Source organism: uncultured Frigoribacterium sp. (assembly GCF_963515265.1).
Classification (GTDB): domain Bacteria; phylum Actinomycetota; class Actinomycetes; order Actinomycetales; family Microbacteriaceae; genus Frigoribacterium.
On the sequence record NZ_CAUPYL010000078.1, the window covers coordinates 1 to 10,970 of the forward strand.

A 10,970-nucleotide genomic window follows, 5' to 3' on the forward strand; every position below is an offset into this window, starting at 1 on the left:
GCCCTCGTCGGCGGCGGCTTCTGGGCCGGCTCGGCCACCGCGGGAGCCGGCGACGGTGCCCAGGCGGCGACCGGCGGAGCCGCGGGAGGCGGCGGCGACCGGATCAGCGTGAAGATCGCCGGCAGCGGCGAGAGCGACCTGCAGGACGCCGTCAAGACGGTCGCCGCCGAGGAGGGCCTGGACGTCACCTGGGTCAACTTCGACGACTGGACCCTGCCCAACTCGGCCCTCGTGGCCGGCGAGGTCGACGCGAACGCGTTCCAGCACACGGCGTTCCTCAGCGCCTACAACGTCGCCAACGACACCGACCTGACGCCGGTCTTCTCGACCACCATCACGCAGTGGGGCGTCTTCTCCGCGACGGTCGACGACCTCGACGGCCTCGGCCAGGGCGCCCGCATCGCGATCCCCGACGACGCGTCGAACGGTGCCCGCGCGCTGTTCATCCTGCAGGCCGCCGGGCTGATCGAGCTCGGCCCGGACGTCGGCGTCTACCCGACCGTCGACGACGTCGTGTCGAACGACCTCGGCCTCGAGTTCGTCCCGATCGGCGCCACGACGATCCCCACCCAGTTCGACGACCCGAGCCTCGACGCGGTCGTGGTCGGCACCTCGTACTTCGACCCGTCGCAGGAGATCGACGCCGAGGACGCGCTCTACCTCGACGACTCGCTCAGCGACGAGTCGCGGCCCTACGTCAACGCGGTCGTGACCCGGGCCGACAACGCCGACGACGAGGCCTGGACAAGGCTCGCCGACGCTTACGCCGACCCGCGCGTCGCCGCTGCCCTCGAGGAGGAGTCGTTCGGCAACACGGTGCTCGTCGACGTCTCGGCGGCCGACCTGCGCAGCACCCTCGCCGACCTCGAGACCGCCGCCCGCGAGCTGACCTCGTGACCGCGGACCCGGTCGTCTCGTTCGAGCACGTCTCGAAGTCGTACACGGTGCAGGGGCGCCGGTTCGACGCCCTCCGCGACGTCAGCCTGGAGGTGGCGCGCGGCGAGGTCTTCGGCATCGTCGGCTACTCCGGGGCAGGCAAGTCGACGCTGTTGCGCACCGTGAACGCCCTCGAGCGGCCGACGAGCGGCCGGGTCGTCGTCGACGGCCGCGAGGTCTCGGCGCTCCGCGGGAAGGAGCTCTACGCGGCCCGCCGCCGGATCGGCATGGTCTTCCAGCAGTTCAACCTGCTCTCGTCGCGCACCGTCTACGGCAACGTCGCCTACCCGCTGCGCCTCTCGGGCCTCTCCCGCGACGAGACGGTCGACCGGGTCGAGGAGCTGCTCGACTTCGTCGGGCTCAGCGAGAAGGCGCTCGAGTACCCGGCCAAGTTGTCGGGCGGCCAGAAGCAGCGCGTCGGCATCGCCCGCGCGCTGGCGAACCGCCCCGACGTGCTCATCTCGGACGAGGCGACGAGCGCCCTCGACCCGCAGACCACCGGCGAGGTGCTCGACCTGCTGCGCCGCGTCAACGACGAGTACGGTCTGTCGATCTTGCTCGTCACCCACGAGATGGACGTCATCCGCGAGCTCGCCGACAGCGTCGCCGTGATGCAGGGCGGCGAGGTCGTCGAGACCGGCTCGGTCTACGACCTGTTCGCCGACCCGCAGCACCCCACGTCGCGGCGGTTCGTGTCGTCCGTGCTGCACCACGAGGCGACGCCCGGCGTGCTCGAGCGCATCCGCAGGGTGCACACGGGACGCATCGTCCGCCTCCACGTCGAGGACCGCGAGTCGAACGACCCGTTCCTCTCCCGCGTCGCGCGCACCCACGGCGTCGACTTCAACGTCGTCTACGGCGGCGTCAGCGAGCTGCAGTCCCGGCTGTTCGGCGACCTCACGGTCGAGCTGCTCGGCGACGACGCGGCGATCGACGCGGCCGTGGTCGACCTGCGCCGCACCACGAGCGTGACGGAGGTGGTCGCCGGTGCGTGACATCGAGCCGGCCGTGCTCTGGCCCAAGATCTGGACGGCGCTGCTCCAGACCCTGCAGATGGTGACGGTGTCGTTCGTGCTGGCGACCGTGCTCGGCGTCGTGCTGGGGCTCGTGCTCTACTCGACCCGGCGCGGCAACCTGCTGCAGAACGCGGCCGTCTTCACGACCCTGAACGCGGTCATCAACGTGATCCGGCCGATCCCGTTCATCATCCTGATCGTCGCCATCTCGCCGCTGACCCGCGTCGTGATCGGCACGAGCATCGGCACGGGCGCCGCGATCTTCGCCCTGACCATCGTCGCGACCTTCTCGATCGCGCGCATCGCCGAGACCAACCTCGTCGCGGTCGACCGCGGATCGGTGGAGGCGGGCGCCGCGATGGGCGCGTCGCCCCTGCGGGTGCTCGTCACCATCGTCGTGCCGGAGGCGCTCGGCCCCCTCGTGCTCGGCCTCACCTACATCTTCGTCGCCCTGGTCGACGCGACCGCGGTCGCCGGCCTCGTCGGGGGCGGCGGCCTCGGCAACCTCGCCATCACCTACGGCTACCAGCGCTTCGACACGTTCGTCATGGTGACGGTCATCGTGCTGATCATCGTGCTGGTGCAGGTGGCGCAGCTGCTCGGCAACGTGGTCGCCCGGAAGGTGCTGCACGAGACCGCGAGGGCCTGAGCCCTGCAGGAGGCGCCGCCTCCTACCCGGGGAGGCGCCCGGCGAGCAGCGCGTACAGCAGCGGCACCGCGGAGGCGGCCATCAGCACCGTGCCGAGCGCGTCACCGTCGGCGCGCAGCACGGCGCCCGCGATCAGCAGGCCGCCGAACAGGACGGCGGCCAGCACGCGGCGGGCCGTCCGCTCGATGCGGCCGAGCTGCCGCTCGATGCGGGGGCTGCCCACCTCGAGCGTGCCGTCCTCGAGGCGGCCGACCAGGTGGTCCAGCCGGCCCGGCAGCCGAGCGGCCACGCCGACCGCGTCGGCCGCTCGTCGGGCGACGTCCTGCACGGCGTTGCCGCGCTCGTCGCGCACGAGCCGGGCCGCGTAGGGCTCGACCGAGTCCCAGAGGTTGAAGACGGGATCGAGGGCGCTGGCCACGCCGGAGGTGAGGGTCACCGCCCGCAGGACGAGCAGGAAGTCCTCGGGCAGCTGGAACGGCAGCGACCGGATCAGGTCGCCGAACTGCCCGGCGAACTCGCGGTACTCGCGCGGGTCGACCTCGCGCAGCTCGGCGAAGCCCATGCCGCCGAAGCGGGCGAACGTGGCGGTGACGGCGCGCTCGAGGCCGACCGTGTCGGCGGTGGGCAGCAGCACACCGAGGTCGCGCATGGCGTTCACCATGCCGCTGCCGTCGCGCGACGCGGCCGCGATGAGCAGCTGACGCAGGCCGTTCCGGGTGCCGGTGGGCACCTCCCCCATCATCCCGAAGTCGATGAAGGTGAGCCGCCACGGGCGCTCGCCCTCGGCGGCCTCGACGGGCGTGACGAAGATGTTGCCGGGGTGCGGGTCGGCGTGGAAGAAGCCGTTGCCGAAGAGCTGGTCGAACATGACCGCGGCGAAGACCGGGGCGACCTCGGCCGGGTCGATGCCCGCGGCGCGCAGGCCCTCGGCGTCGGTGATCTTGATCGCGGAGACGTCCTCGAGCACGAGCACGCGGCGGGTGGAGCGCTCCCAGACGACGTCGGGCACGCCGACGCGGTCGTCGTCGGCGAAGTCGGCGGCGAAACGGGCCGAGTTCGCTGCCTCGTGCAGGTAGTCGATCTCCTCGAGGCTGGTGCGGGCGAACTCCTCGACGAGGGCCGGCGCGTCGACACGGTCGTACACGAGGCGGACGTGACTCAGCCAGCCGCCGACCTTGCGGAGCGCGGCGAGGTCGACGTCGACGATGCGGTCGATGCCGGGGCGCTGCACCTTGAGCACGACGTCGCGGAGACCGGTGTCGGCCGAGTCGACCGGGCCGAGGACGGCGCGATGCGCCTGGCCCAGGGAGGCGGCAGCGATCGGCTCGGGGGACACGGAGGCGAAGACCCGGTCGAGCGACATGCCCAGCTCGGCCTCGGCGAGCGCACGGATCTCGGGGAAGGGCACGGGCGTGACCTCGTCCTGCAGCCCCTCCAGTTCTTTCGTGATCTCGGGCGGGAGCACGTCGAGCCGCGACGACAGGTACTGGCCGACCTTGATCATCAGGCCGCCGAGGTCGAGCGCCAGCCCGTGGAAGCCGCGGGCGAAGCGCTGCATCCGCCGGGCGCGGGTGCGCTCGGCGACCCACCGGAGCCCGAATCGGGGCAGCACGAGCTCGAACCACCACGTCACCGCGAGGTGGCGGGACGCGAACCGGAGGATGCGGCGGTACCGGGCACGGCCGGCGCGGTCGCGCACCGCGGGATCACGGTCACGTGCCACGGAGCTGCGGTCGCGCTCCGCGGAGCCGCGGTCTCCTGCCGCGGAGCTGGCCTCGTCGGGACGGGGCGACGCCACCCGCGTCAGTCTCGAGCGAGGATCGAGTAGATGCGCCGACGTGCCTCGTCGAGGACCGCCACCGCCTCGTCGACCTGTGCGGAGGTGCCGGTGCGGCCGATCTGGGCGGTCGCGCGGGCGAGCTCGACGCCGGCCTTGGGCAGGGCGGTGCGACGGTCGCCGGAGGAGCGCGGGGCGGCCCACGGGTCGGACGGGTCGACGCCGGCGGCGGCGCGGCCCGAGTCGGTGAGCGACCACACCTTGCGGCCGTCGGTCTCCTCGGCGACGATCAGGCCCTCGTCGGCGAGCAGCTGCAGCGTCGGGTAGACGGAGCCGGCGCTGGGCTTCCAGTCGCCGCCGCTGCGCTCGTCGATCTCGTGGATGATCTGGTAGCCGTGCATCGGCCGCTCGCCGAGCAGGGCGAGGATCGCCGCTCGGACCTCGCCGCGCGGGGCGCGGGCGCCGTCACGACGGTCGAAGGTGGAGCGGAGCTGGTCCATGGCCTGCCACATCCCGTCGAGGTCCATGCCGAAGGTGCCGGGTGTGCGCGAGGTGCCCATGATGATCTCCTGTCGAGGGTCGAGCGATGCCCGAACGATATACCTCGGGCCTCGGCGGGAGCGGGGCTGGCGCCCAGGGTCGGCGTCCGTGCTGATGCAGGAAGTCGGGGGGCGCGGATCCTGAGTCGTGCACGGGTCAGGACTGCGAGTCCCCCGCCGCGCGGATCAGGACTGAGATCCATGAATGAGGAGAGCTGCGAGCGCGAGGGCGGGCCGGCGCGAGGAGAGCGAGGACGCCAGGAGGCGGGCGTCGAGCCGGGTGGCCTAGACTGCGGTCCGACAGTTCGTCTGGCCACGCTCTCTGTGGTCGACGCGACCACGCCAGTGGACGCAACGGACGCCTCCGCCGAAACCCACACGGGCGGCGAGGCGGATCGCCACGTGGTCGATCTCGACGGCACTCGACAGCGAGTCGCCGACCGAGACCTGAGCCTCCTTCGCCGGTCCCGCCACAGCGGGCCGGGCAGCCCGCCGAGCGGGTCGACGCCGGCAGAACACCGACACCTCCGTGCGGGCACACCTCGCGCGACTCCCCCACAGAAAGCGGCCAAGCATGCCGAACGTAGCGACTAAGCACTCCCTCGACCTCAAGAAGCCCCAGCCCCTGAAGCGCGGCGCCCTGCGCGTCACCCCGCTCGGCGGCCTCGGCGACGTCGGACGCAACATGACCCTCTTCGAGCACAAGGGCAAGCTCGTCGTCGTCGACTGCGGCGTGCTCTTCCCGGAAGAGACGCAGCCCGGCATCGACGTGATCCTGCCCGACTTCACGCCGCTGCGCGACCGCCTCAAGGACGTCGAGGCCATCGTGCTGACGCACGGCCACGAGGACCACATCGGAGGCGTGCCCTACCTCCTCAAGGAGCGCCCCGACATCCCCCTGGTCGGCTCGAAGCTCACCCTCGCCTTCATCACGGCGAAGCTGCAGGAGCACAAGATCACGCCGATCACCCACGAGGTCGCCGCGGGCGACCACCACCAGGCCGGCCCGTTCGACCTCGAGTTCGTGGCCGTGAACCACTCCATCCCCGACGGCCTCGCCGTCGCGCTCCGCACGAGCGCCGGCCTCGTGCTGCACACGGGCGACTTCAAGATGGACCAGTTCCCGATGGACAAGCGGATCACCGACCTCAACCACTTCGCCCGCCTGGGCGACGAGGGCGTCGACCTGTTCATGACCGACTCGACCAACGCCGAGGTCCCCGGCTTCACGACCGCCGAGAAGGACCTGGGCGCCGCGATCGACCGCGTCTTCCGCGAGGCGCCCAAGCGCATCGTCGTGTCGAGCTTCGCCAGCCACGTGCACCGCATCCAGCAGGTGCTCGACACCGCCCACAAGCACGGCCGCAAGGTCGCCTTCGTCGGCCGCTCGATGGTCCGCAACATGGGCATCGCCTCCGACCTGGGCTACCTGAACATCCCCAAGGGCCTGGTCGTCGACCTCAAGCAGCTCAGCAAGATGCAGGACAACAAGATCGTCCTGATCTGCACCGGCTCGCAGGGCGAGCCGATGGCGGCGCTGTCGCGCATGGCCAACCGCGAGCACATCATCAAGGTCGGCGAGGGCGACACGATCCTCCTCGCGAGCTCGCTCATCCCCGGCAACGAGAACGCGATCTACGGCGTCATCAACAGCCTGATCCGCTGGGGCGCGACCGTCGTCCACAAGGGCAACGCCAAGGTGCACGTCTCCGGCCACGCCAGCGCCGGCGAGCTGACCTACTGCTACAACATCGTCAAGCCGAAGAACGTCCTGCCCGTGCACGGCGAGTGGCGCCACCTCACGGCCAACGCCGACCTCGCGATCGCCACCGGCGTCGCCGAGGACAGGGTGCTCGTCGTGGAGGACGGCGTGGTCGTCGACCTCGACCGCGGCCGCGCCAGCATCGCCGGGCGCATCCCCGCGCCCTACGTGTTCGTCGACGGCGCCACGATCGGCGTCGCCACCGAGGACGCCCTCAAGGACCGCCTGTCGCTCGCCGAGGAGGGCCACATCACGGTGCTCGGCATCTTCGACCTCGCGACGCAGAAGCTGGTCGAGCCCGTCGAGTTCATCCCGCGCGGCTTCGTCGAGGCCGTCGGCTGGGAGGACCAGGCCGAGGACGTCGCGGCCAAGGCCCTCGAGCAGGCCACCGCCCGCGGCCACGTCGACGGCGAGGCCGCCGAGCGCGCCATCGAGGACGGCCTCAGCCGCTGGTTCTTCCGTCGCCACCGTCGCACGCCCGTCATCACGACGGTCGTCATCGACGCCGACTGACCCTGCCCCGGCCCGCGGCCGGTGAACCGACGAGAGATGCTCCCTGCACCTGTGCAGGGAGCATCTCTCGTCTGTTCGTGGACACAGGAGAGGGGGAGGAGGCGGGCGGGGCTTGACAGCGACACCCGCGCCTCCTAGGTTCATTACTGAACCAACTAACCAATGCACTGACCGGGACGAAGGAGGCGACGTGTTCGACGACGGGACGCCCATCTTCCAGCAGCTCGCGGACCGCATCGCGGGCGACGTGCTCTCGGGCACGTACGCCGAGGGAGACCAGGTCGCCTCGACGAACGAGTTCGCCGCGTTCTACCGGATCAACCCCGCCACCGCCGGCAAGGCGGTCAACCTGCTGGTCGACCGCGGCGTGCTCTACAAGCGCCGCGGGATCGGCATGTTCGTCGCCGAGGGCGCCCGCGAGCGCCTCGCCGAGCAGCGCCGCGCGGCCTTCGCGGCCGAGTACGTCCGCCCCCTGGTGCTCGAGGCAGCCGCCCTCGGCATCGACGCCGCCCACCTGCGGCGCATGATCGATCAGGAGACCACCGCATGACGACCGCGATCGAGATCACCGCGCTCTCGCGCCGCTACGGATCGACCACCGCCCTCGACGACGTCGCCTTCGACGTCGAGCAGGACACGATCTGCGGCCTGCTGGGCCGCAACGGCGCCGGCAAGACCACCACCCTCAGCATCGTCGCCGGGCAGGAGCGCCCCTCCGGCGGGCGGGTGCGCGTCTTCGGGCACGACCCCGCCGACGACTCCCACGTGGCCTCCCGCACCTCCTTCGTCAAGGACGACCAGCGCTGGCCCGACGACTTCCGGCTGCGCGAGGTGCTCTCCGTCGGGCCCGCGTTCCACCGCGGCTGGGACGCCGAGCTGGCGCGCTCCCTCGCCGCCGACCTGCGCGTGCCCGAGAAGACGCCGGTCAAGAAGATGTCGCGCGGCCAGGCCTCGGCCGTCGCGATCGTCATCGGCGTCGCGTCGCGTCGCGTGCGCCGCTGACGATCTTCGACGAGCCGTACCTCGGCCTCGACGCGACCGCCCGGCAGCTCTTCTACGACCGCCTCCTCGCCGACTACTCCGAGCACCCGCGCACGATCCTGCTGTCGACGCACCTCATCGACGAGATGGAGTCGCTGCTCGAGCACGTCGTCGTGCTCGACCAGGGGCAGGTGCGGCTCGACTGCGACGTCGACGCCGCCAGGGCCTCGGCGTACTCGGTCGCCGGCACGACCCGGTCGGTCACCGCGTTCCTCGAGGGGCGGACCGTCCTGAGCACGCACGGCATCGGAGGGCTCACCACGGCGACCGTCGAGGGCGCCGCCGACGAGCGGGTCCGCACGGACGCCGTCGCGGCCGGCGTCGAGCTGTCGTCCGTCGGCCTGCAGCAGGTCGTGGCCGCCCTCGGGGCCGCGAGCGCCGCCTCCTCGACAGTGCACCACGCCGACGACCGCGACGACCTCGACGGCGACGGCCACGGCGGGACGGCCGCCGACACCCCTGCCCGCACCGCACCGGAAGGAGCCCGCTCGTGACCACCGCACCGCTCACCGCCCGCAGCCGACCCGAGGAGGCGCGCGCCGCCTCCCGCATCGCCCCCGTCGTGCGCCTGCACTTCGCCCGCCGCCTGAACCTGCTGCTCGTGCCGCTGTTCGTCATCGGCGTGACCCTCGTGGTGTCGATCGTCATCCAGCTCGCGATCCAGCGGGCGGGCGTCGACGTCGGCACGGTCGCGTACGCCGCCGGGGCACGACAGAACCCGGGCGTCGCCTGGGCCCTGAGCGGCTACCTCGTCGCGATGGGGGTCGCGACGGTCGCGTCGACGTTCCCGTTGGCGGCCGCGCTCGGCACGACCCGGCGCGACTTCGCCCTCGGCACGGCGGCGACGCACGCCCTGACCGCGCTGTTCCTCACGGCGGTGTTCGTCGGGATGCTCGGGCTCGAGCTGCTCACGGGCCACTGGTTCGGCGGGTTCTACGTCTTCGACGTGAACGTGCTGGGGGCAGGCGACCCGCTCGTGCTCACCGTGGTGGCCTTCCTCGGGTCGTGGCTCGCGCTGTCCGTCGGCGGGGTGTTCGGCGCCTCCTGGCTGCGGTTCGGGCCGCGCGGGCCGCTGGCGATCAGCGTGACCGCCGTCGCCGTGATCGCGGTCGTCGTGCTCGTCACGGTGCCCTCGTTCGCCACGGTCGCCGAGGCGTTCCGCCCCTGGTGGCTGGCCGTGGCGGCCGTCGTGCTGACCGCGCTGTCGATCGCGGGGACGTTCGCGTTCCTGCGTCGCGCCTCCGTGCGGTAGCCCGGGCCGCGGGCGGACGACGCACAGGCGCCGGAGGCGCGGGGCGCGTACTGATGGAGGACCCACGTCAGGAGCCCTCCATGCCCACAGTCCTCGTCGCCGGAGCGACCGGAGACCTCGGTCGCCGCGTCGTCCGCGAGCTGCTCGCCCGGGGCGCCGACGTCCGCGTGCTCACCCGCCCCGCGAGCAGCACGGCCGACCGCCTGTTCGGCGGGACGGAGGGCGTGGTCGTGACCCGCGCCTCCTACGGGGACCCGGCGGCGCTGCGCGACGCTGTCCGCGGCGTCGACGTCGTCGTGTCGACCGTCAGCGGGGTGCGCGACGTGATCGTCGACGCGCAGACCGCGCTGCTCGAGGCCGCGGTCGCCGAGGGCGTGCCGCGCTTCGTGCCCTCCGACTACTCGGCCGACTACCGGTCCCTGCCGCCGCGGTCGAACCGGAACCTCGAGTTCCGGCGGGAGTTCGCGGGCGTGCTCGACGCCTCGCCGATCCGCGCCTCCTCGGTGCTCAACGGGGCGTTCGCCGACATGCTCACCGGGCAGGCGCCCATCGTGCTGGCCGACCGCAAGCTCGTGCTCTTCTGGTCGGACGCCGACCAGGTGCTCGACTTCACCTCGAAGGACGACACCGCCGCCGTCACGGCCGCCGTCGCCCTCGACGCGTCGGCTCCGCGGTACGTCGAGGTGGCCGGCGACCGCGTCACCGCCCGCGAGCTCGCCCGCACCATGTCGTCGCTGACGGGCGAGCCGTTCCGCGTGCAGTGGGCCGGCACGACGGGCCTGCTCTCGGCGATGAGCAAGGGCATGCGCCGGTTCTCGCGCGAGACCGACGAGGCGTTCCCCGCCTGGCAGGGCATGCAGTACCTCGTGAGCATGTACAGCGGCGACGGCCAGCTCCGCCGCGTCGACAACGACCGCTGGGGCGAGGGCCGCGACTGGACGTCGACCCGCGACGTCCTGGCCGCGCACGTCGCCTCGCGCTCCTGACCTGACCTGACCTGTCCCGTCCCGCCCGTCCTGCCTGCCCTGCCGGCGGTGGACCGGCACGAACTGCTGCCCGCGACGCCGGGAGGAGCACATCGTGCCGGTTCACCAGGACAGAAGGGCCGAGCCGAGGAGGCGTCGCCCAGCACCCGAGACCCGTCGCCTGTACCCCGGAACCAGTGGACACCCCTTGACCGGGGGCCACGGTGCCGATAGGAATGACGAGCTGACGGCGCTGTCATCGACGACAGGTGTATCCCGTCATGCACGGCCGCTCCCGAGCGGCCTCACCCAGATCACGGGATCACCCGCAGGAGCACGACGATGGCGTCAGGCCGTTCACAGACCGATCAGCGACCGCAGCACCCCGGGGCGACCTGGCGCACGCGAGCACAGCGGGCGGGGGTGATCGTGACCGCGACGGCCCTGGCGGCGACCGGTGCCCTCGTCGGCGTGGACGCGGCGAGCGCCGCAGGCCGCGGCGGCAGCGGCGGTGCAGGAG

At 72.2% G+C, this 10,970-nt stretch carries 11 protein-coding genes; 9 read left to right on the forward strand and 2 right to left on the reverse strand.

Annotated elements, in window-relative coordinates; all coding sequences use genetic code 11:
- From RWM17_RS08165 to RWM17_RS08175, 3 genes are all read left to right on the forward strand, one after another.
- Positions 1-897: MetQ/NlpA family ABC transporter substrate-binding protein (locus RWM17_RS08165; RefSeq protein WP_314102587.1), on the forward strand; the 897-nt coding region annotated here is incomplete at its 5' end.
- On the forward strand, positions 894-1,931 hold the full coding sequence (locus RWM17_RS08170) for an ATP-binding cassette domain-containing protein (RefSeq protein ID WP_314102589.1): 1,038 nt from the start codon (positions 894-896) through the stop codon (positions 1,929-1,931). The genes RWM17_RS08165 and RWM17_RS08170, both read left to right, overlap by 4 nt.
- On the forward strand, positions 1,924-2,601 hold the full coding sequence (locus tag RWM17_RS08175) for a methionine ABC transporter permease (RefSeq protein WP_314102590.1): 678 nt from the start codon (positions 1,924-1,926) through the stop codon (positions 2,599-2,601). Before RWM17_RS08170 ends, RWM17_RS08175 begins: the two co-directional genes overlap by 8 nt.
- A gap of 22 nt (positions 2,602-2,623) precedes the next feature.
- On the opposite strand, the gene RWM17_RS08180 is transcribed toward RWM17_RS08175, so the two are convergent.
- Together RWM17_RS08180 and RWM17_RS08185 are read right to left on the reverse strand one after the other, a co-directional pair.
- A complete protein-coding gene (locus tag RWM17_RS08180; RefSeq protein WP_314102599.1) occupies positions 2,624-4,324 on the reverse strand; it encodes an AarF/UbiB family protein in 1,701 nt (566 codons plus the stop codon).
- 80 nt (positions 4,325-4,404) lie between these two features.
- Positions 4,405-4,938: a PadR family transcriptional regulator gene (locus RWM17_RS08185; RefSeq protein ID WP_228506932.1), complete on the reverse strand. Its 534-nt coding sequence runs from the start codon at positions 4,936-4,938 to the stop codon at positions 4,405-4,407.
- 553 nt (positions 4,939-5,491) lie between these two features.
- On the opposite strand from RWM17_RS08185, the gene RWM17_RS08190 reads away from it, so the two are divergent.
- From RWM17_RS08190 to RWM17_RS08215, 6 genes are all read left to right on the forward strand, one after another.
- On the forward strand, positions 5,492-7,192 hold the full coding sequence (locus RWM17_RS08190; protein WP_123548473.1) for a ribonuclease J: 1,701 nt from the start codon (positions 5,492-5,494) through the stop codon (positions 7,190-7,192).
- Positions 7,193-7,382: 190 nt separating this feature from the next.
- Positions 7,383-7,742, forward strand: coding sequence for a GntR family transcriptional regulator (locus RWM17_RS08195; protein WP_314102594.1), 360 nt, complete (start codon positions 7,383-7,385; stop codon positions 7,740-7,742).
- Positions 7,739-8,194, forward strand: coding sequence for an ATP-binding cassette domain-containing protein (locus RWM17_RS08200; protein ID WP_314102595.1), 456 nt, complete (start codon positions 7,739-7,741; stop codon positions 8,192-8,194). The genes RWM17_RS08195 and RWM17_RS08200 overlap by 4 nt, the downstream gene beginning before the upstream one ends.
- A gap of 125 nt (positions 8,195-8,319) precedes the next feature.
- Entirely contained in the window at positions 8,320-8,727 is a 408-nt protein-coding gene (locus tag RWM17_RS08205; RefSeq protein ID WP_314102596.1) for a hypothetical protein, read from the forward strand.
- On the forward strand, positions 8,724-9,485 hold the full coding sequence (locus tag RWM17_RS08210) for a hypothetical protein (protein ID WP_314102597.1): 762 nt from the start codon (positions 8,724-8,726) through the stop codon (positions 9,483-9,485). Before RWM17_RS08205 ends, RWM17_RS08210 begins: the two co-directional genes overlap by 4 nt.
- A gap of 80 nt (positions 9,486-9,565) precedes the next feature.
- A complete protein-coding gene (locus RWM17_RS08215; RefSeq protein ID WP_314102598.1) occupies positions 9,566-10,471 on the forward strand; it encodes an NmrA family NAD(P)-binding protein in 906 nt (301 codons plus the stop codon).
- The last annotated feature ends 499 nt before the right edge of the window (positions 10,472-10,970 follow it).

Bases quoted from the DNA above. Each gene is read 5' to 3' on its own strand.
- RWM17_RS08185 (WP_228506932.1), bottom strand. From the start codon at position 4,938: ATGGGCACCTCGCGCACACCCGGCACCTTCGGCATGGACCTCGACGGG.
- RWM17_RS08190 (WP_123548473.1), top strand. From the start codon at position 5,492: ATGCCGAACGTAGCGACTAAGCACTCCCTCGACCTCAAGAAGCCCCAG.
- RWM17_RS08200 (WP_314102595.1), top strand. From the start codon at position 7,739: ATGACGACCGCGATCGAGATCACCGCGCTCTCGCGCCGCTACGGATCG.
- RWM17_RS08205 (WP_314102596.1), top strand. From the start codon at position 8,320: ATGGAGTCGCTGCTCGAGCACGTCGTCGTGCTCGACCAGGGGCAGGTG.
- RWM17_RS08215 (WP_314102598.1), top strand. From the start codon at position 9,566: ATGCCCACAGTCCTCGTCGCCGGAGCGACCGGAGACCTCGGTCGCCGC.